Here is an 18,784-nt window from a genome sequence, read left to right as displayed (position 1 = left end):
CGGCTCAGTGACAGCACTTGGGTGACGGTTACGGAAGGAGTACGTCTTCCATGGCGTCGGAGCGAACCCCGCGTCCCGGAGGGATCAACCTCCCGGGCATACGCAACTCCGCACTTGCCACGGCGGCTCTGACCTCCGTGGCCCTCCTCTCCCAGACGGCGAGCGCGACTCCCGCGGCAGCGGACGACGGACCGAGCCGTGAAGAGGTCAAGCAGCGCGTCGACAACCTCTACGACCGGGCCGAGAACGACAGCGGCACCTACAACGCGACCCGCGCGGCCGGCCCTCGCAAGCGCGCCGGCTCGGTGGCCGACCGGGGCCGCGAGCGTGCGGGTTCGGCCGCCGACGCGGGCCGACGAGCCGACCGGGGCGGCGACGACGCCCCGCGTCGGCAGGCCGGTCCGGCCGTCGGCGACGTGGCCCGGCAGTGGTTCGACGTGGGCCGCGCCAAGCTCGGTCCCACCGTCGCGGCGGCGCTGCCGACCGAGCGGCCGCCGACGTCGTCACCTCAGGCCCGGCCCGCCCGCCCGGCGACCGCCCCGGCCGTCCGTGACGCGGCGACGGCAGGCCGTTCCACCCCGGAGCTGACCTCGGGCTCCCGCCCCGCCCTGCCCGCAGCGCCGGACGCCCAGCCGGACGCCGCCCCCAAGGCACTGACGGCCGCCCCTGAGACGGCGCAGTCCTCGCTGCAGGCGACCAAGCGGCGCGTCCAGCGCCAACTGGCCGACGCCCGCGCTTTGTTGACCGCCCGAACGGGGCAGGTCACGCAGGTCGCGCTGCCGAGCGCGTCTCTCCCCGCGATCGAGTCCCGCCCGGCGGAGGCCGCTTGGACGCCTCCGGTCCAGGAGACCCTCCCCGCAGCCGACCCGCTCTGGCAGCAGCCGACCGCCGCCACGGGCACGCCGTTCACAACGAGCACGCCGCGCCCCATGGACGCGACGCCGGCCACGGGCATCCCCCTCACCGCGGACTCGTCCCTCGCGACGAACGCGCCCCTGACGGCGGACCCGTACCTCCCCACCTACACGTCCCTCCCCATGGACGCGACACCCGCCCACGGCACCCCCCTCACCGCGGCCACGCCCCCCGCGACGAACACACCGCTCACCACGGACCCGTACCTCCCCACCTACACGTCCCTCCCCATGGACGCGACACCCGCCCACGGCACCCCCCTCACCGCGGACCCCTACCTCACGACGAACACACCCCTCGCGGACGCGTCGTTCACCATGAGCACCCCCGTCGCCACGGACGCCCTCGCCACCGCGCAAGCGCCCTACGCCGCGACCCCGCCCTACGCCCCGAACGCGCAGTTCCGGGCAGACGCGACCTCGGGCACCGGGCTTCCGCTCGCGACACCGGCCCCCGCCGGCATCGCGTCCGCACCGTCCCCCGTCGGCATCGCGCCCGCACCGGAGGCCTCGGCAGCCGACACCAAGGCCCATCGCGCCAGTGCCTTCGCCCGCGCGCAGATCGGCAAGCCGTGCGTCTGGGGTGCGGCCGGTCCGGGCTCGTACGACGCCGCCGGGCTCGTCCAGGCCGCCTGGAAGGCCGCCGACGTCGCCCTGCCCCGTACCGCGCCCGCCCAGGCGGCCGCCGGCACGGTGGTGTCCCTCGCCGACGCCCGCGTCGGCGACCTGATCTTCTTCTACGACGACCTGAGCCACGTCGGGCTCTATGTCGGCAACGGCACGATGATCCACGCGCCGGGCCCGGGGGCGTACATCCGCGAGGAGTCCGTCTTCCACGCGGGCGAGTCGGCGATCCGCGGCGCGGTACGACCCGCCTGAGCCCCTCACGCCCCTTGCCGGTGCCGGCAACACCAACGGTCCCCTGTGGTCCCTGCCGGCACTCCGCCAACGCAAGGCTCTGGACGCCCCGTTGGGCCCTGCCCTAGGCTGCGACAGCAAGCGCTTTCTAGCCTGCTCACGCCACCCGCCCCACGCGCTCAGCCCCGCCGGACGGTCCGCACGAGGGGCCGCCTCGGGTGCCCGGCGCGGAAAGGAAGCGTCTCGTGCCCCACAACGAACCGCAGGGCCCGTCGCAGCCATGGACCCGCAAGTCGTTCCTGCGCGGAATGGCGGCCGTAGGGGCCGCCCCGTTGCTCCCGGGGGTGATTGCCGCGACGGCCCCGGCCGCCGAGGCCGCCCCCTCCGACCGGCCGGCGTTCCCCCTCGTCCGGGACGGCTCCGCCGTCGACGTGTTCGTGGACCCGTCGGACGACCCGGCCGTGGTCCGCGCCGCCGGGGACCTGCCGGCGGACGTCGAACGGGTCGGCGGCGTACGGCCGCGACTGTTGCACACCCTCCCCGAACGGGCGGCACACCTGGTGCTGGTGGGCACGATCGGCGCCAGCCCGGTCATCGACCGGCTCGTCGCGGAGCGGCGCCTGGACGTGTCCGGAGTAAAGGGCCGCTGGGAGGCCTCGGTGACCCAGGTGGTGGAGCGACCCGTACCCGGCGTGGACCGCGCCCTGGTGATCGCGGGCAGCGACCGGCGCGGCACGGTCTACGGCGTGTACGACACCTCGGAGCGTATCGGGGTCTCGCCCTGGTACTGGTGGGCCGACGTGCCCGTCGTGCGCCGGGAGACGGTGTCGGTGCCGTCGGGAGCGGTCAAGCGGCGTGAACCGTCCGTCCGTTACCGGGGCATCTTCATCAACGACGAGCAGAACCTGACCACGTGGTCGCGCCGCAAGCAGGAGCCGGACAAGAACATCGGCCCGGAGACCTACAAGCGCGTGTTCGAACTGCTGTTGCGCCTGCGGGCCAACTACCTCTGGCCTGCCATGCATCCCTACTCCGACTTCTTCAACAAGCACCGCGAGAACCCGGAACTCGCCGACCGCTACGGCATAGTCGTCGGATCGAGCCATCCCGAGGCCCTGCTGCGCAACGGCGTCCACGAGTGGGATCCGTGGGCGAAGGAGCACCCCGGACCGGACGGCGCCCTGCCGGTGTACGACTACACGGTCAACCCCGGCGTCATCTCCGACTACTGGCGCGCCAGAGCGCGGCAGAACGCCTCGTACGAGAGCAGTTGGACGCTGGGAATGCGCGGGCTGCACGACAGCGCGCTGGAGACGAAGCACGCCACGACCATTCCGGAGAAGGTCGTGGTGATGAACAACATCATCGCGGACCAGCGCAGGATCCTCGCCGAGGAGGTCACCGCGGGGGCCGAGCCGCAGATCTTCATCCCGTACAAGGAGGTGCTGGACCTGTACAACGCGGGCGTACAGGTCCCCGACGACGTCACGCTGATCTGGCCGGACGACAACCACGGCAACATGCGTCAGCTGCCGGACGACGCGGAGCGGGTGCGGGCGGGCGGCAACGGCATCTACTACCACCTGTCCTACTGGGGCCGGCCGCGCAGCTACCTGTGGCTGGACACCACCCAGTTGTCCAAGGTCTGGCAGGAGCTGCGCCGGGTGTACGAACACGGCGCCGACCGGATGTGGATCTTCAACGTCGGTGACGTCAAGTCGATCGAGACCGGCCTGTCCTTCTCCCTGGACATGGCCTGGGACGTGGACCGCTGGAACGCCGACGGCGAGGACGACGTCGAGGACTTCGTCGCCGAGTGGGCCGGGCGGCAGTTCGGGCGGCGCCACGGACCGGAGATCGCGGCGATCCGTACGGAGTACTACCGGCTCGCGGCCGAGCGCAGACCGGAGTTCATCGACCGCGGGATGTTCTCCGTCGTCCACCACGGTGACGAGGCCGGGCGCCGGATGGCCGCCTACGGCCGGCTGCTGGAACGGGTCCGAGGTCTGGGCGCCGAGCTGCCCGAGGCCTACCGGGACGCGTTCTACGAGCTCGTCGAATATCCGGTGTACGGCGCGTACCTGATGAACGTGAAGTACTACTGGGCGGACCGCAACGCGCTCGCCGTCCGGCAGGGGCGCGGGGCCGGCGCGAACCGCTTCGCGGACCTGGCCGAGGCCGCCCACGCCGAGGAGGCGGCGATCACCAAGCGGTACAACACCGAGGTGGCGGGCGGGAAGTGGGACGGGATCGTCAACCCGTACCCCTCCCAGATCCCGAAGGCGCCGGGCCGGCCGACCGTCACCAGGGTCCCCCGGCAGGAGACCTCGGGACTCGGGGTGGCGGCGGAAGGGAACGAGACGGGGGCGGGCCGGCCGCTGTCCTTCTCCTCCTACACTCGCGACCGCCGCTTCCTGGATGTCTTCAACACCGGTTTCCTGAGCGTGGACTGGGCGGCCGAGGCCGGTCACCCGTGGGTCCTGCTGAGTGCGACGGGCGGCTCGGTCAGCGAACAGACCCGGGTGTGGGTGGAGATCGACTGGTCGCGCGCTCCCCTGGGCGCCCAGGAGTCCACCGTCGTCGTCACCGGCGCCGGGCAGCGGGTCGAGGTGCCCCTCAAGGTGGTCAACGACGGGGATCGGGCACGTCGGCGGGCCCGCGGGTTCGTCGAGGCGAACGGGTACGTGTCGATCGACGCCGTGCACTTCGAACGCCGGGTGACGCGGGGCGGATCCCGCTGGCGGACCGTGCGGGGGCTCGGCCGTCGTAGCGCCGCGGTGGAGGCGGTGCCGTCCACGGCCGCGCCGGTCACCGGCGACTTCGCCGCGCGGGCACCGGAGTTGCGCTACCGGGTTCGCTTCGCGAGTGCCGGGGTCTTCCCGGTCACCGTGTTCCGGCTGCCCTCCCTCGACGAGCGCGGTCACCGGCGGATCGCTGTCGGTCTCGACGACCAGCCGGTCTCCGTGCTGAGCGGGCAGTCCGTCGCGACCGGCAACCGCGGTGACGCCTGGGCCCGGAACGTGGAGGAGGGCATCGAGAAGCTCACCACCACCGTGACCGTCGACGAACCCGGCGAGCACGTCCTGAGGCTCTTCATGGTCGACCCCGCGATCGCCGTGGACCAGATCGTCGTCGACACCGGCGGCCTGCCCGCCACCTATCTCGCGCCGCCGGAGAGCTACCACCCGGTGTTCAACCCGAATCCCGATTCCACTGCCGGGCTGGACGCTCCGTCCCGATGAGCGGCAATACCACCTGCGAGTGCCCTGCCCCATAGTGATTCGGGCCGTGCGAAATGGGAGCACGAAAGGCGCTTGAGTGACAGAAGGCGACCATTCTTTGGTGTATAACGCATCGAAGGTCGCTCACTCAATGCGTCTTCGTGCTCCTGTGCGCCCCCGCGCACAGGCGATTCGGGGCGCCGTCGGCTGCCTGGACTGGGCAGGACATGACTCGAACGCCAAGTCGGTGGAACATCCAACGACTTTCGGGCGTCGACTGAGACAGGTGGTATTCGATGAGCAATGCCGTACCTGAAACAGAGCGAGTATGGACCGTGGGTACTGCGCCGGGCATATTCCCTTCCGTCAGCCACCCTATCGCCTTGTTCCGTCGGCCGCTGGGTTTTCTCAATTCCCTTCCACTCTGCGGCGACCTCGTCGAGATACGTCTGGGCCCGCACCGCGCATGGATGGCGTGCCATCCGGAACTGGCCCACCAGGTCCTCATGGACCCACGCACCTTCGACAAGGGCGGGCCGCTGTACGACCGGCTGCGGCAGTTGATGGGCGAGGGCGTCGTGACCTGCCCGCACCACGCGCACCGGCGCCAACGCAGGCTGCTGCAACCCGACTTCCGCGCCTCCCGGGTAGCCGACCACACCGACATGATGGGCAGGGAGGCCGAGGCGGTGTGCCGTCGGTGGCGAGCGGGCGACCGGGTCGACGTGAGTGCCGCCACGATGGCCGTGACGACCCGGGCGATGAACCGTGTCCTCTTCTCCGACTCGCTCGGCAGCGCTGCGGCGGCTGAGGTGCGTGAATGCCTCGCCGTCATCGTGCGCGGCCTGTTCGTCCGTACGGCTGTCCCGGTCGACGCCCTGTTCCGTGTTCCGACTCCCTCGAACCGGCGCTATCGCGACGCGGTCGGGCGGGTGCGCGCGATCGTCGACGAGGTTGTCGCTCAGCGTCGCCTCGGCGGCCCGGGCGGCGGCCGTCGGGACGTACTCGACACCCTGTTGTCGGCCGCGCGCGGTGCGGCCTCGCCGGTCACCGGACAGGAGGTCCGCGACCAGCTCGTGACCCTGTTGCTCACCGGCGTCGAGAGCACCGCCCTGTGCCTCGCCTCCGCCCTCGACCTGCTGGCCCGGCACCCGGAGGCGGAGCGCCGGCTGCACGCAGAGGTCGATTCCGTGCTCGCCGGCCGGCCCACGCCCGGCCCGGACGAGCTGGCGCGGCTCACCTACACCCGGTGCGTCGTCGACGAGACGCTGCGCCACCGGCCGCCCGGCTGGCTCTTCACCCGGGTCACCACCGAGGAGACCACGCTCGCCGGACACCGGCTGCCCAAGGGCGCCACTGTCCTCTACAGCCCCTATCTGCTGCAGCACGACCCCGCCTCGTTCGCCGAACCCGAGCGCTTCCTCCCCGAACGCTGGCTGCCCGGACAGGCCGGCGCCGTGCGGCAGGGCGCGATGATCCCGTTCGCCACGGGCAGCCGCAAATGCCTCGGCGACACCTTCGCCCTGGCCGAGACCACGCTGGCCCTCGCCACCATCGCCGGTCGCTGGCGACTGCGCCATCTGCCCGGACACAGGGAACGACCGCGCCCCGCCGCCACCTTGGGGCCACGGTCGCTGGTCATGACATGCGAGCCCCGGGCGCAGCGGCCCGCCGACGCCGCACGAGGTGCACGATCCCTGACTCCCCGAGCAACCGCAGCAGCCCGCGCACAGGACTCCCGGACGGCAGGAGACAACGGTGTCGACGACGCATGAGGAAATCACCGCGGTTCCGCGCGGCATGGTCCGCCCCGGCAGCCTCAGGGATCTGATCGACGCCCACCTCTACATGCCCTTCCCGTTCCGGCAGAACCAGCACGCGGCCAAGGCGGCGGCGGGCATGGTGACCTGGCTGAGCGACCGGCGGCTGACCGACGACCCGACCGTGTCGGCGATGATCACCGCCACCCGCCCCGCCGAACTCGCGGCCTACAACAGCCCGGACATGGATGCCGAGCTGCTCCAGATCGTCGCCAACCAGATCGCCTACCAGTTCGTCTTCGACGACCGGGCGGAGGAGGTCGGCCGCCACTGGCCGGGCCGGCTGCTGCCCATGCTGACCGAGAGCATCGAGATCCTCAGGGACGGCCGGCCCCCGCGCACCCTTCTGGGAGCCGCCCTCGACGACCTTCACCGGCAGGTCCGGGAACGCTGCACGCCCGCCCAGGCCGCGCGTTGGGCGTTCAACAGCAGGGAGTACGTGCACGGGCTGCTGTACGAGGCGGTGGCGCAGACCGACACCGTGCCCCTGCGGATCGGGACGTGCAAGTCGATTCGGTCGCTCATCGCCGGCGTCGAGCCCTTCCATCCGCTGTGTGAGGCCGCCCAGCCCCGCGAGCTGACCGCCGACGAACTGCATCACCCGCTCATGCGGCGTCTGGGACGGCTGTCCGCCGACGCGGCGGTGTGGATCCCCGACCTGTTCTCCGCGGTGAAGGAACAACGCGCGGGCGGGCTGATCAACCTCTCGCTCGCCTACCAGCGCGCCGAGCGGTGTTCCCTGCCGGCCGGGGTCATGCTCGCCCTCCGTCTGATCAACAGCACGATCCGCGAGTTCGAGGAGGTCTACGACGAGATCAAGCCGCAGTTGAGCCCTGCGGGCGCCGGCTACGTGGAGGGGATGGCCGGCTGGATCCGCGGGTGCTACTTCTGGTCCCGCACCGTGCCGCGCTACGCGGACACCTTGGTGACGTCCGCCGCTCGGTGAGGTGAAAGCAAGCGAAGTATTTTACCTGACAAAGGCTCATCCGGGCCGTTGCCTTGAATATTTCACCCTCCTTGCCGTCCTCCTGTCCGAACTCGACCGCCGAGTGCTCGCCCAGGCGTACGCTCGGCGCCGTCCTTCAAGGATCAACCACAGGAAGCGGTAGCGCGTATGGCGCCTGGGCTGCGGGAACCCTTCACCCCACACCGTCTGTTGCTGGAACGCCATCGGGAACTCGAGTCGCTCGACTCGGCTCTGGCCGAGCTCTGTGAGACGGCCGGCGGGGTACCGCGCTCCCCGGTCAGTGAGCTCGTCACCTTCGCCGGTCCGGCCGGCATGGGAAAGACCACCCTCGTCGCGGCGGCACGGACCCGCGCCGCCGCACGGGGCTGCACGGTGCTGTCGAGCAAGGGTGCCGAGAACGAGCACGGGCTGGCGTTCCGCGTGGTGCGCCAGCTGATGCAACCCGCCCTGGCCGCGATGGACGAGACGGAACTGCGTACCTTCCTGGGCAGTTGGTACGACATCGTCGCGGTCGCCCTCGGCCTGGAGGCCAAGGACACCTCCCATGTGCCGGACCCGACCGGGGTGCGCGACGGTCTCGACTGGGTGATGACGCGCCTGGCGGTGAAGAAGGCGCCGCTCGTCCTGCTCCTGGACGATCTGCAGTGGGCCGACGCCGAGTCCCTGGGCTGGCTCGCCTCCTTCGCACCACGGGCCGCCGACCTCCCGATGCTGATCGTCGCCGCCTACCGCCCCGACGACATGCCGCCGGAGGCGAAGGCCTTCCGCACCCTCGTCGAGCGCCACGGCAACCGCCCCCACACCCTGGCCCCGCTCAACGCCGACAGTGTCGCGCGGATCGTCAGGAACGAGGTGGGGGAAGAGGCCGAGGACGAGTTCTGTCACGAGTGCTGGACCGCCACCGGCGGGAGTCCGTTCGAGGCCGTCGAACTCGCCATCCGGCTCGCCGAACGGCATGTCCGGGGCATGCGGCACGAGTTGCCCCTCATGCGGGACCTCGCGGCGGCCGTCAAGGGCCCCGGGCTGATCGAGCGTCTGCACCGACTCGGCCCGGCCACCGTCCGCTACGCGTGGGCCGCCGCCGTACTGGGCGGGTCCTTCTCGCCGGAGCTCGCCGCGAACATCGCGGTCATCGGCACCGCGGAGTCCGTACAGGCGACCGAGCGGCTGCGCGCCGCGCGGATCCTGGCCGAAAGCCAAGGGCCGGGCTGTGGCCTGGAGTTCGCCCACCCGCTGATCGGGAGGACGATCTACGACGACGTGCCCACGCACCTGCGCGTCGGCATGCACAACACGGCCGCCGAGGTCGTCCGCGCCGCGGGCTTCGGCCCGACGGCCGCCGCCCGGCACCTCCTGGAAGTCCCCTGCGACTCGCGGCCCGAGGCGGTCGAATGCCTGCGCGCCGCCGCCCGTGAGTACCTGCGCGCCGGGGCACCGGAGGCGGCCCGGCGCATGCTGACCCGGGCGCTTCAGGAGCCGCCCCTTCCGGAGGACCGCGCGGCCATCCTCCACGAACTCGCCTGCTCCACCTTCCTGATCGAACCCACGGCCACGGTCAGCCACCTCCGTGAGGCGCTGGCCGAACCCGGGGTCGACCCCGATCTGCGAGCCGCCATCGCCTATCGGCTCGCCCAGGCGCTGGCCCACACCGACCGGATGGCCGAGGCCGCCTCGGTGGCCGCCGACGAGGCACAGCAGGCCCGCAGTCCCCGGATCAAACTGCGCATGCAGGCCGACCACTTCGTGTGGAGCATGTTCCGCAACGACGAACCCGACTCCTGCGCCCGCTCCCGCAAGCTCACCCGGCTGGCCGCGAAGCTGACCGGCCGCGGATTGGAGGAGCGCTACATCCTGGGCCTGCGCGCATGGGACGCCCTGGTGCGCGGCGAGCCCCGCCCGACCGTCCTCACGTGTGCCGACGACGCCCTGCGCGGGGGGGATGAGCTGGACCGACGAGCACCGGGGCTTCGAGATCCCGGTCTCGGTCGCTCTCGTGTTCATGTACTGCGACCAGCCCCGACGGGCCGAGGAACTGTTCACCAAGGGCATGGCGGAGTGCGAGACCAAGGGCTGGCGCGGCTCCCATCTGGCCCTGGGCCAGGCCCTGCTGGGCTACGTCCGCTACCGGCGCGGCTGCCTCGCCGAGGCGGAGGAACTCGCGCGGGAGGGTCTGCGCATCGCCGACCGGGTGGAGGGCGCGGTACCCGCCCAGTGGTTCGCCATCGGCATCCTCATCCAGATCCTGCTGGCCAGGGGGCGGGCCGCAGCCGCCCGTCGGCTCGCCGACCGGTACCACTACGGCGAGATCGTCCCGAACGCCGTCATCTACCCGGATCCGCGCACGGTGTACGCCGAACTGCTCCTCGCGGAGGGCCGGCGTGCCGAGGCGGAAGTACTCCTGTTGGAGGTCGGGGACCAGCTGGAGACCCGGGCCTGGCGCAATCCCTCCTGGTGCTCCTGGCAGCTGGATCTCGCCTCCTCCCTCGCGCCCACCGCCCCCGACCGGGCGGTCCGCCTGGCCCAGGACGCCGTCAGGCGGGCCCGCGACTTCGGTGCGGCGTCCGTGATCGGCCAGGCACTGCACGTCGAGGCCGAGGTAACCGGCGGTCCGGCGGCGCTCGACCTGCACGCGCAGGCAGTCGAACAGCTGGAGCAGTCGCCCGCCGCCTACGAACTGGCCCGGGCGCTGGTCGGCCACGGGGCCGCCCTGTCCCGCCACAACCGGCTCCAGGAGGCCGCCGACCGGCTCTACCGTGGCCTGGAGACCGCCGTGCACTGTGGCGCCGAGTCGGTGGTCACCCGGGCGAGGGAGGAACTCTCCGCCGCCGGCATGCGGCCGCTGCCCCTGCGCTACGGCCAGACGGACACCCTCACCGCCCACGAACGCCGGGCGGCGGAGATGACGGCCCAGGGGCATCCGGTGGCGGTGGTCGCGAAGGAACTGCGCCTCACCGAGCAGGGTGTGCGGCAGCTGCTGTCCGCCGCCTACCGCAAGGTCGGCACCGACGCGGCGGGCCTGGCGGCGGCGTTGCGGACGTTCCCCCGCCCGTTGGCGTGAGGTGGGGGCGGGTGAGCAAGGCTCCCCCGCCCCCACCTGGGCCTCGGTCACGGCCTCACGCCGACATCTTGACGCGTAACTGACAAGAGTGGCTTGATGGCTTCATGGGAGCGCTCCCACCTCGCTCAGGGAAGGGAACACCATGCGCGACACCCGCCACACACCCTTGTCACGGATCGTTTCGCTGCTCGGCCTGCTGACCGCCCTCCTCCTGCCCCTCGGGATCACCCTCGCACCGGGCGCCGCCGCCGCACCGTCGGCGGACCCCGTGCGTGTCATGCCGCTGGGCGACTCCATCACCGGTTCGCCGGGCTGCTGGCGGGCGGTGCTGTGGAACCGCCTGCAGAACGCCGGCCACACCGACGTCGACTTCGTGGGCACCCTCGGCCCACAGGGATGCGGACAACCGCACGACGGTGACAACGAGGGGCACGGCGGCGAACTGGTGACCAACGTCGCCGACCAGAACCTGTTACCGGGACGGCTCGCGGCGACGGATCCGGACATCGTTGTCATGCACTTCGGCACCAACGACGTCTGGAGCGCGATCGCCCCCGACCGCATCCTGAGCGCCTACACCAAGCTCGTGGCCCAGATGCGGGCGTCCAACCCGGACATGAGGATCCTCGTCGCCCAACTCATCCCCATGAACCCCGGCAGCTGCGCGGCCTGCGCGCAACGTGTCGTCGACTTCAACGCGCGGATTCCCGACTGGGCCCGGGCCACCGGCACCAGCCGCTCCCCGGTCACCGTGGTCGACCAGTGGACGGGCTTCAGCACGGCCGCCGACACCTACGACGGTGTCCACCCCAACGCCTCCGGCGACGACAAGATCGCCGCCCGCTGGTACCCGGCGCTGGCCGCGCTCCTCGACACGGTCCCGCCGGAGGACCCGGATGACCCCGGTGACCCCGGTGACCCCGGTGACAAGTCCTGCACCGCGTCCTTCCGGGCCGTCGGCACCTGGCAGGGCGGCTATCAGGGCGAGGTGACGGTGACCAACACCTCCGCCGCCCCCGTCAAGGGCTGGACCGCGACGGTCGTACCGGCGGCGGGCGCACGCGTCGGCCAGGTCTGGAACGGCACCGCGAGTACCGCCTCCGACGGTACGGCCACCGTCACCGACGCCGGCTGGAACGGCGGCCTCGCCCCCGGTGCGAGCGCCACCTTCGGCTTCATCGCCACCGCCCCCGCGGCCGGCGGCACCCCGTCGGCCACCGTCACCTGCACGGTCCGGACAGCCGCCGCCTCCTCCTGACTCCGGCACGGACCCCACCCCTCTCCTGGAGCCGCCATGAGATCCCGTACGACCTTCCGTCCTCCCGTCGTCCCACGGCTGACCGCCATCGCCGTCACCCTCCTCGGTCTGCTCCTCCCCCTCCTCGCCCTCACCACGCCGTCCGCCCATGCCGCACCGACCGGTTTCCGCGTCCAGGGCGGCCGTCTGCTGGAGGCGTCGGGGAACGACTTCGTGATGCGGGGCGTCAACCACGCGCACACCTGGTACCCCGACCGGATCAGTTCGCTGGCCCACATCAAGGCCAAAGGCGCCAACACGGTCCGGGTGGTCCTCTCCAGCGGTGACCGCTGGACCCGCAACGACACCGCGGACGTGGCGAACGTCGTCGCCCAGTGCAAGCGGAACCGGCTCATCTGCGTCCTGGAGGTACACGACACCACGGGATACGGGGAACAGAGCGGCGCCGTCACCCTGGCGCGGGCCGCCGACTACTGGATCAGCGTGCAGAGCGCGCTGACCGGTCAGGAGAGCCACGTCATCGTCAACCTCGGCAACGAGCCGTACGGCAACAACGACTACGCGAGCTGGACGGCCGACACCAAGGCGGCGATCCAGAGGCTGCGCACGGCCGGCTTCGGCCACACCCTCATGGTCGACGGGCCCAACTGGGGACAGGACTGGGCGTTCACCATGCGCGACAACGCGGCGTCGGTCTTCGCCGCCGACCCCGACGCCAACACCGTCTTCTCCATCCACATGTACGGCGTGTTCGACACCGCCGCGGAGGTCAACGACTACCTGAACCGGTTCGTCGCCGCGAGACTGCCCATCGTGGTGGGCGAGTTCGGCCACAACCACTCGGACGGCAACCCGGACGAGGACGCCATCCTGGCCGCCGCGCAGCGGCTGGGCCTCGGCTACCTGGGCTGGTCGTGGAGCGGCAACGGCGGCGGGGTCGAATACCTGGACATGGTCACGGGCTTCGCCCCCGACCAGCTCACCACCTGGGGGCAGCGGATCTTCAACGGGGCGAACGGCATCGCCGCCACCGCCAAGGAGGCCGCCGTCTACTCCTCCGGCGGCGGCGACACCACTCCCCCGACCGCGCCCGGCACACCGACCGCCTCGGCGGTGACCTCCTCGTCGGTCACCCTCACCTGGCGGGCGGCCACCGACGCGACCGGAGTCACGGGGTACGACGTCGTCCGGGTCAACGGCACGACCGAGACCGCCACCACCACGACGACCGGAGCCACCGCCACTCTCACGGGCCTCTCCCCCGCCACCTCCTACACCTACGCGGTGTACGCCCGCGACGCCGCCGGCAACCGCTCTCAGCGCTCCGGCGCGGTGACGGTCACCACCGCTGCCGACGGTCCGGCGGCCTCATGCGGTGTCGGCTACCGGGTGACGAGCCAGTGGTCCGGCGGGTTCCAGGGCGAGATCGTCGTCCGCAACACCTCGAGCTCGGCGGTCAACGGCTGGACCCTGCGGTGGACCTTCCCCGACAGCCAGCGCGTCACCAGTCTGTGGGGCGGCACCGCGACACAGACCGGCTCCGACGTCGCCGTGGCGTCCGCCTCGTACACGGCGGCGATCCCCGCGGCGGGCTCGGTCACCCTCGGCTTCACGGCGACACGGGGCGCGGCGAATCCCGGCCCCTCGGCGTTCACCCTGAACGGGGCCGCCTGCTCACTGACCTGACCGTGGATCCGGAGCGCGCGCACCGGTCCCGGGCCGTACCGAGAGGACGTGCCCCTGCCAGGCGTCCAGGGCCACGAACAGGCCCGGGTCGGTGAGTTCGTCGCCCTCACGGTCGTACGTCCGGTCCGTGAGGAGGTCGGTCAGGTGGGGCGTGGTGCCGCGCAGGTCGTGCCACGGCAGGGGGAGGCGGGCCCGGGCCGGGTGGCCGGAGTAGTTGACGACGACCACGTGGCGGGCCTCGTCGCGGGTCCAGGTCCATGCCAGCAGGTGGCGGTGGGTGTCGTCGTCCGGCCATCCGGTCGGGGCCAACGGCCGCCACTCCCCCTGGCGCACGGTCGCGGCGGCGGGCAGCAGACGGGCGTAGAAGTCCCGCAGCCGCTCGTCGACCGGCTCCCGCGGCCTGCGGGACAGGAACACCGGTGGGCGCACCCGGCGGCCCTCGAACTGGCCCTCGTGCCACAGCGTCGCGCCGGGCAGGGTCGCGACGATCGTCGCCGCCGCCCGCCCCCTCAGCCCCGGCACGGTGGCGGCGGCCCGCGGCTCGTCGTGGTTCTCCAGAAAGCGGACCAGGCCCCGCTGGTGCGCGGGGTCGGCCCGCAGGTGGCTGCGGACGGACGCGGCGTCCTCCTGGCACAGACGGTCGTACAGCGGCTTGTCGTAGCAGTGGTCGAAGCCCTGTTGCCGCAGGGCGTGTTCGAGGTCCCAGTACGCCTCGGCGACGAGGAGGAGGTCGGGGTGGCGGGTCCGGACGCGCGGGATGACGTACGGCCAGAAGTCCTCGGCGGGAGCCGGGCCCGCCCGCTCGCCCCAGGTCCTGGCGAAGACGTCGTTCATCATCAGCATCGCCATGTCGCAGCGCACGCCGTCGGCCTGGTCGCCGATGGCCACCAGGGTGTCCACCGTCGCCGCCCGCAGCCCGTCGGCGAAGGCGTTCAGCTGGACCACGTCCGGCCAGGGCGGGAAGTACGGGTCGCGGCCACGGGCGTAGATCCGCCCGCCGGCCTCGACGAAGTCGGCGGGCGCCCGCTCCAGGTCGTCCGCGGTGCCCCGGATCAGGCGGTCGGGGTGCTCGGTGAGCCAGGGATGGTCGGGGGCGACGTGGTTGGGGACGAAGTCCAGGAGCAACCGCAGCCCGCGCGCGGCCAGTTGGGCGCGGGCTGCGGCCAGCCCCTCCGGTCCGCCGAGGGAGGCGTCGACGACGTGGTCGCGTACGCAGTACGGGGATCCCGCGACGTCCCCCTCGGTGACGTCGGGCAGGGCCTGGCGGAACGACGCCGACAGGGCCGGATCACGCAGGGCGATCGCCAGCCCGGCCGGGCTGCGTTCCCAGACCCCCATCAGCCAGACGGTGTCCAGGCCCGGCCGGGCGATCTCGTCCCACGCCTCGCCCGGCACCTCGCCCAGGGTGACGCGGTGGCCGCGTCGGCGGCTCAACCCGTCCAGCCAGACACCGGTGTTGACCTCGTAGATCACCGTCACGACCGGACCTCCTCCCGCTCACCCGGGGCCGTGGGGGCCGGCCCGGCCCCCACGGCCACTCGCCGCGCTGACAGCACGGAGCGGGGCTCAGGCGGTCAGGCGATCTCCACGAGCAGGTCGCCGCCCTCCACCTGCTGGATCCGGTTGATGGCGAGCCGGGAGACCTGTCCGGCCTTCGGCGCGGTGATCGTGGCCTCCATCTTCATCGCCTCGATCGTGGCGACCGTGGCCCCGGCCTCCACCTCGTCGCCCTCGGCGACGGCGAGTGTCACCACTCCGGCGAACGGCGCGGGAACGTGGCCGGGCTTGGAACGGTCGGCCTTCTCGGTCACCGGTACGTCGGAGGACGCGGCGGTGTCGCGGACCTGGATCGGGCGCAGCTGGCCGTTCAACGCGGACATCACCGTGCGCATGCCGCGTTCGTCGGCCTCGCCGACCGCCTCCAGCTCGATCAGGAGCCGCACGCCGGGCTCGAGGTCGACGGCGTACTCCGTGCCGGGCCTGAGCCCGTAGAAGAAGTCCTTGCTGTCCAGCACGCTGGTGTCGCCGAAGGTCTGCCGGTGGGTCTCGAACTCGCGTGTCGGCCCGGGGAACAGCAGCCGGTTGAGCGTGGCACGCCGGTCCTTCTCCAGTCCGGTGCGGTCCTCGGCCGTCAGCTCCTGCACGGCCTTGGCGTCGGCGCGGCCCTGCAGCGCCCGGCTGCGGAACGGTTCCGGCCAGCCGCCGGGCGGGGTGCCCAGCTCGCCGCGCAGGAAGCCGATGACGGAGTCGGGGATGTCGAACCGGTCCGGCGTCTCCTCGAACTCCTCGGGCGACACCCCGGCGCCGACCAGGTGCAGGGCGAGGTCGCCGACCACCTTGGACGAGGGGGTGACCTTCACCAGGTGGCCGAGGATACGGTCGGCGGCTGCGTACATCGCCTCGATGTCCTCGAAGCGGTCGCCGAGGCCCAGCGCGACGGCCTGGGTGCGCAGGTTGGACAGCTGCCCGCCGGGGATCTCGTGGTCGTACACGCGGCCGGTCGGCGAGGCCAGGCCCGCCTCGAACGGCGCGTAGATCTTGCGGACGCTCTCCCAGTACGGCTCCAGGTCACCGACGGCCCTGAGGTCGAGGCCGGTCGGCCGCTCGGAGTAGTCGGTCGCCGCGACGATCGCCGACAGGGACGGCTGCGAGGTGGTGCCCGCCATCGAGGCGACCGCGCCGTCCACCGCGTCCGCGCCGGCCTGGATCGCGGCGAGGTAGGTGGCGAGCTGGCCGCCCGCGGTGTCGTGGGTGTGCAGGTGGACCGGCAGGTCGAACTCGCGGCGCAGGGCGGAGACCAGCTTGGCGGCGGCGGGGGCGCGCAGCAGGCCCGCCATGTCCTTGACGGCCAGGACGTGGGCGCCGGCGTCCACGATCTGCTCGGCCAGCCGGAGGTAGTAGTCCAGGGTGTAGAGCCGCTCCGCCGGGTCGGACAGGTCGGAGGTGTAGCAGAGGGCGACCTCGGCGACGGCCGTCCCGGTGGCCCGTACCGCGTCGATGGCGGGCCGCATCTGGTCCACGTCGTTCAGCGCGTCGAAGATGCGGAAGATGTCGATGCCGGTGTCCGCGGCCTCCTGCACGAAGTGGTCGGTCACCTCGGTCGGGTAGGGGGTGTAGCCCACGGTGTTGCGGCCGCGCAGCAGCATCTGCAGACAGATGTTCGGGACGCTCTCGCGCAGGGCGGCGAGCCGCTCCCAGGGGTCCTCGGCGAGGAAGCGCAGGGCGACGTCGTAGGTCGCGCCGCCCCAGCACTCCAGGGACAGCAGCTCGGGCAGGGTGCGGGCCACCACCGGGGCGACGGCGAGCAGGTCCTTCGTCCGGACGCGGGTGGCGAGCAGCGACTGGTGGGCGTCGCGGAACGTGGTGTCGGTGACGCCGATGGTCGGCGACTCGCGCAGCCATCGGGCGAAGCCCTCCGGGCCGCGTTCGGTGAGCTGCTGCTTCGAGCCCGCAGGGGGTTCGGCCACGGTCGGCGACGGCAGTTTGCTGGTGGGGTCGATCAGCTCGGGACGCTCGCCGTGCGGCTTGTTGACGGTCACGTCGGCGAGGTAGGTGAGCAGCTTGGTGCCGCGGTCGGCGGAGTGGCGGGCTGTGAGCAGGTGCGGGCGCTGCTCGATGAACGACGTGGTGACGTTGCCGGCCTGGAAGTCCGGGTCGTCGAGGACCGCCTGCAGGAACGGGATGTTCGTGGCCACGCCGCGGATGCGGAACTCGGCGACGGCACGCCGGGCGCGGCGGACCGCGGTGGTGAAGTCCCGGCCCCGGCAGGAGAGTTTGACCAGCATCGAGTCGAAGTGCGCGCTGATCTCGGTGCCGGCGTGGGTCGTACCGCCGTCGAGGCGGATGCCGGAGCCGCCGGGCGAGCGGTAGGCGCTGATCCGGCCGGTGTCGGGGCGGAAGCCGTTGGCCGGGTCCTCGGTGGTGATCCGGCACTGGAGCGCGGCGCCGTGCAGGGTTACGGTCTCCTGCGAGAGACCGAGGTCGGCGAGACTCTCGCCGGCGGCGATGCGCAGCTGGGCCTGGACCAGGTCGACGTCGGTGACCTCCTCGGTCACCGTGTGCTCGACCTGGATGCGGGGGTTCATCTCGATGAAGACGTGGTTGCCCTCGCGGTCGAGCAGGAACTCGACGGTGCCGGCGTTGCGGTAGCCGATCTCGCGGGCGAAGTTCACGGCGTCGGCGCAGATCCGCTCGCGCAGGGCGGGGTCGAGGTTGGGCGCGGGCGCCAGCTCGATGACCTTCTGGTGGCGGCGCTGCACGGAACAGTCCCGCTCGAAGAGGTGGATGACGTTGCCCTGCCCGTCGGCGAGGATCTGCACCTCGATGTGGCGGGGTTCGACGACCGCCTTCTCCAGGAAGACCGTGGCGTCGCCGAAGGCGGAGGCCGCCTCGCGGGCCGCGGCCTCGATGGACTCGCGCAGCTGGGCGGGGTCCTCGACGCGGCGCATGCCCCGCCCGCCACCGCCGGCGACCGCCTTGACGAACACGGGGAAGCCGACGTCCTCGGCGGCCCGCACCAGCTCGTCCACGTCGGTGGAGGGCGCCGAGGAGCCCAGCACGGGTACGCCGGCCGCGCGGGCGGCGGCGACCGCGCGCGCCTTGTTGCCCGTCAGCTCCAGGATCTGCGCGCTCGGCCCGACGAAGGTGATGCCCGCCTCCTCGCAGGCCCGCGCCAGCTCGGGGTTCTCGGACAGGAATCCGTAGCCGGGGTAGACGGCGTCGGCTCCGGCCAGCCGGGCCGCCCGGATGATCTCCTCGACGGAGAGATAGGCCCGTACGGGGTGCCCCTGCTCACCGATCTCGTAGGCCTCGTCGGCTTTCATCCGGTGCAGGGAGTTGCGGTCCTCGTGCGGGAAGACGGCGACAGTCCTCGCGCCCAGCTCGTAGCCGGCGCGGAAGGCGCGAATCGCGATCTCGCCGCGGTTGGCGACCAGTACCTTGCTGAGCATCCCCGATCCTTTCGGCCTGCGGTGAGGAACACCATGGTCGCGGCTATGCCGCC

At 72.1% G+C, this 18,784-nt stretch carries 9 protein-coding genes and 1 pseudogene; 8 read left to right on the top strand and 2 right to left on the bottom strand.

Annotated elements, in window-relative coordinates; all coding sequences use genetic code 11:
• Window positions 1-50 precede the first annotated feature (50 nt).
• The 8 genes and pseudogenes from AQJ84_RS44920 (at window position 51) to AQJ84_RS07245 (ending at window position 13,782) form a co-directional block, all read left to right on the top strand.
• A complete protein-coding gene (locus AQJ84_RS44920; RefSeq protein WP_059198806.1) occupies window positions 51-1,793 on the top strand; it encodes a C40 family peptidase in 1,743 nt (580 codons plus the stop codon).
• A 287-nt stretch (window positions 1,794-2,080) separates the two neighbouring features.
• The gene (locus tag AQJ84_RS07270; protein WP_037801934.1) at window positions 2,081-5,014 is read left to right on the top strand and encodes a glycosyl hydrolase 115 family protein; all 2,934 of its coding nucleotides are present in this window, start codon (window positions 2,081-2,083) and stop codon (window positions 5,012-5,014) included.
• Window positions 5,015-5,289: 275 nt separating this feature from the next.
• Entirely contained in the window at window positions 5,290-6,768 is a 1,479-nt protein-coding gene (locus AQJ84_RS07265) for a cytochrome P450 (protein WP_078631473.1), read from the top strand.
• On the top strand, window positions 6,752-7,759 hold the full coding sequence (locus tag AQJ84_RS07260) for a (-)-alpha-amorphene synthase (protein ID WP_053191653.1): 1,008 nt from the start codon (window positions 6,752-6,754) through the stop codon (window positions 7,757-7,759). The genes AQJ84_RS07265 and AQJ84_RS07260 overlap by 17 nt, the downstream gene beginning before the upstream one ends.
• Window positions 7,760-7,927: 168 nt before the next feature.
• Window positions 7,928-8,440, top strand: a pseudogene (locus tag AQJ84_RS44915) (AAA family ATPase); the annotation flags it as partial.
• A 1,279-nt stretch (window positions 8,441-9,719) separates the two neighbouring features.
• Window positions 9,720-10,838, top strand: a complete 1,119-nt coding sequence (locus tag AQJ84_RS44910; RefSeq protein ID WP_310591775.1) for a helix-turn-helix transcriptional regulator — start codon at window positions 9,720-9,722, stop codon at window positions 10,836-10,838.
• Window positions 10,839-10,980: 142 nt separating this feature from the next.
• Window positions 10,981-12,096: a GDSL-type esterase/lipase family protein gene (locus AQJ84_RS07250; protein WP_030037632.1), complete on the top strand. Its 1,116-nt coding sequence runs from the start codon at window positions 10,981-10,983 to the stop codon at window positions 12,094-12,096.
• A 36-nt stretch (window positions 12,097-12,132) separates the two neighbouring features.
• Window positions 12,133-13,782 (top strand): cellulase family glycosylhydrolase, encoded by a 1,650-nt coding sequence (locus AQJ84_RS07245; RefSeq protein ID WP_030037633.1) that lies wholly within the window; start codon window positions 12,133-12,135, stop codon window positions 13,780-13,782.
• Here AQJ84_RS07245 and AQJ84_RS07240 read toward each other — a convergent pair.
• Window positions 13,771-15,261 (bottom strand): alpha-amylase family protein, encoded by a 1,491-nt coding sequence (locus AQJ84_RS07240; protein WP_053191651.1) that lies wholly within the window; start codon window positions 15,259-15,261, stop codon window positions 13,771-13,773. The two genes, AQJ84_RS07245 and AQJ84_RS07240, sit on opposite strands and share 12 nt — an antisense overlap.
• Before the next feature lie 95 nt (window positions 15,262-15,356).
• Window positions 15,357-18,731 carry a pyruvate carboxylase gene (locus tag AQJ84_RS07235; protein WP_053191649.1) on the bottom strand — a complete coding sequence of 1,125 codons (3,375 nt, stop codon included), beginning with the start codon at window positions 18,729-18,731 and terminating at the stop codon, window positions 15,357-15,359.
• Window positions 18,732-18,784 lie beyond the last annotated feature (53 nt).

It is taken from the genome of Streptomyces resistomycificus, assembly GCF_001514265.1.
Lineage (GTDB): Bacteria > Actinomycetota > Actinomycetes > Streptomycetales > Streptomycetaceae > Streptomyces > Streptomyces resistomycificus.
The sequence above is the reverse complement of the archived record's forward strand: the minus strand, read 5'-3'. Positions and strand labels throughout refer to the sequence as shown.